The organism is Stenotrophomonas sp. GD03777, from assembly GCF_029842485.1.
In the GTDB taxonomy this organism is placed as follows: domain Bacteria; phylum Pseudomonadota; class Gammaproteobacteria; order Xanthomonadales; family Xanthomonadaceae; genus Stenotrophomonas; species Stenotrophomonas sepilia.
In genome coordinates this window covers 1-2,544 of sequence record NZ_JAOCGL010000207.1, presented here as the reverse complement: position 1 = coordinate 2,544, position 2,544 = coordinate 1, and the positions used below count along the sequence as shown (strand labels likewise).

General features: G+C 68.0%; 4 protein-coding genes. All 4 read right to left on the bottom strand.

The window, feature by feature from the left end:
* A partial coding sequence (locus N5E02_RS20765; RefSeq protein WP_279946719.1) for a TolC family protein occupies positions 1 to 672 on the bottom strand: 672 nt, incomplete at its 3' end.
* The gene (locus N5E02_RS20760; protein ID WP_065179028.1) at positions 669 to 1,586 is read right to left on the bottom strand and encodes an HlyD family secretion protein; all 918 of its coding nucleotides are present in this window, start codon (positions 1,584 to 1,586) and stop codon (positions 669 to 671) included. The genes N5E02_RS20765 and N5E02_RS20760, both read right to left, overlap by 4 nt.
* Positions 1,583 to 1,792 (bottom strand): DUF1656 domain-containing protein, encoded by a 210-nt coding sequence (locus N5E02_RS20755; RefSeq protein ID WP_025875651.1) that lies wholly within the window; start codon positions 1,790 to 1,792, stop codon positions 1,583 to 1,585. The genes N5E02_RS20760 and N5E02_RS20755 overlap by 4 nt, the downstream gene beginning before the upstream one ends.
* Before the next feature lie 109 nt (positions 1,793 to 1,901).
* Positions 1,902 to 2,357, bottom strand: coding sequence for a MarR family transcriptional regulator (locus tag N5E02_RS20750; RefSeq protein WP_005421298.1), 456 nt, complete (start codon positions 2,355 to 2,357; stop codon positions 1,902 to 1,904).
* Positions 2,358 to 2,544: the final 187 nt, after the last annotated feature.

The window sequence follows — 2,544 nt, the reverse complement described above, 5'->3', positions numbered from 1 at the left end:
TGTGCCGCGGCCGGCGGCGATCAGGCGCTCGGTAACGGTGCGGCTGCGCTGCTGCAGCTGCAGCGAATGCTCGGCCACGTGCAGCTCGTGGTTGGCGTGGCAGATCTCCAGGTAGCTGTCGGCCACCTGCGCGACCACGCTGACCTGGGCCAGGTCACGTGCTGCGGCAACCGACTGTTCGTCGGCTCGCGCCGCTTCGGCGCCGCGCTTGAGCTTGCCGAACAGGTCGAACTGGTAGCTGACCGCGAACTTGCCATCGGCCAGGTTGATCACCGGCAGCTCGTGCTCCTGCAGGAACGATTCGGCCGACAACTGCGCGCGGCTGACGCCGGCCTCGGCCTCGTACTCGAAGCCGCCCGCGTCCAGCGCCTGTTCGTACACGGCGGCAGCGCGGCGCAGGTGCGCATCGGCGGCCTTCAGTTCCACGTTGTCACGCAGTGCCTGGGTGATCAGCCCGTCCAGCACCGGGTCGTTGTACAGCGACCACCAGCGGTCGGGCAGCGCCTGGTTGGCGGCAATCTGCGGGTTCTGCGTATCGATGAAGGCCGCATTGGCCTCCGGGCGCTTGAACGCCGAACCTTCCGGCAGTGCATAGTCCGGGCCGACGGTTTTGCACGCGGCCAGGCTGGCCAGTGCGACGATCAGGCCGAGACGGGGCAGGGCGGCGTTCACAGGCCCGCCTGTGTCGGCGAAGTGCCGGCCTTGCCGTTGTGCGGATGGCGGCCGGTGTCCACGGTCACCGTGGCGGTACGGCCGGCAATCAACTCAACGCCCTTGGGCACTTCGTCGATGGCGATGCGCACCGGGATGCGCTGCGCCAGCCGCACCCAGTCGAAGGCCGGGGTCACGTTCGGCAGCAGGGTGCTGCCGTTGCTGCGGTAGCGGTCCTCGATACCGGCGGCAATGCTCTCGACATGGCCGTGCAGCGGTGCCGATTCGCCCATCAGGCGGATGTCCACGCGCTGCCCCGGCGCCACGCCGCGCAGTCGGGTTTCCTCGAAATAGCCATCAATGCGGAACGAGCCGGTATCCAGCAACGCCAGCACCGGCTTGCCGGCCACCACGTAGTCGCCCACGCGCATCGTGCGGTCGTTGACGCGGCCATCGGCCGGCGCGCGCACCTCGGTGCGGCCCAGGTTGAGCTCGGCCAGGTCGACCGCGGCCTGTGCGGTGGCCAGCGCCGCCTGTGCAGCCTGCAGCTTGGCGCGGCGCACTTCGGCATCCTCGGCGGCGACCAGGTCCTGCAGGCTGCGGTCGCGGCCGATCTCGCGGCGCAGCTGTGCCACCGAGGCCTGGCGCTCGGCCAGGCTGGCCTTGGCCTGCTCCAGCGCGATGCGGTAGCGGGCGCGATCGACGACGAACAGCAGGTCGCCCTTCTTCACCGCCTGGTTGTCGGCCACGTTCACCGTTTCCACCAGCCCGGACACGTCCGGCGCCACCTGCACCACGTCGGCGCCGACGTGGGCGTCGCGGGTCCAGGGTTCATCCATGTAGTAGACCCACAGCTGGCGCAGCACCAGCAGGGCGACGATCACGGCTGCGCTGGTGAGCAGCACCGGCAGGGTCTTCTTCACGATCTTGTTCACGATTGCATCCAACGCAGGAGGTGGAACAGCAGGCCAAGCACGATCCCGTACAGCGCTAGGTTGAACAGCGCCGGGTGCCATACATGGCGGTAGGCGCCGGCACGCTGCAGCAGCGCGTGCAGGCCGCTGTTGACCAGATAGGCCAACACCATCAACCCAAGCAGGGTCGGGACGAACACTCCGTGGAGACTGAATTCACCGGGCATCGGTAGGGGGCGGGGACGAGGTGGGGGAGGGGAGGGACAACGAAACAACAGCAACGGGCAAAAGCCGCTGGCGTGTGCACGGCAGCGGCGGTGTTCGGGGGCAGCGCTCTTACGTGATGCGGTCGGCGGCCTCGGCCAGCAGGCGCCATGCCTTCAGCACGGCGTGCAGTTCATCCATGGAAAGCTCGCCGAACACGTCCTGGCGCAGGCCGATCAACTGATCTTCCAGTTCGCTGACCAGCGCATGGCCCTCGTCGGTCAGCCACAACAGATTGGCGCGGCGGTCGCTGGCGTCGCTCTCGCGGCGGACCAGGCCACTGGCACACAGCTTGTCCAGCAGGCGTACCAGCGAAGGCCCTTCCATGCCCAGCTGCTGGGCCAGCGCCACCTGGCGGATGCCACCGCCGGAGCGGCCGATCATCAGCAACGGCATGGTGCAGGCGGTGGAGATGCCGTAGCTGCCGAGCCGGCTGTCGGCAAGGCGCTGCCACTGCCGCCCTGCATAAAGCAGGCCGGAGCTGAGCTGCATCTGCAGCACGGTGCGCTCGTCGAGGGGTCGGTCCATAAGAGATAGATAGGATACTACTAATTTCATTCCTATCAATAGGTTTTTCTGAATGGGTGGGGTGTTAGGAAAGCGTTGCGCCTGCCTGGTGTCGGGTGGGGCAGCGGGCGCCGGACGGTGCAGGACACGCCGTGAACCCCCCTCCAGGGTCCGGCCCAGCCGCTGGCGGCTGTGCGTTCGGGCGCTT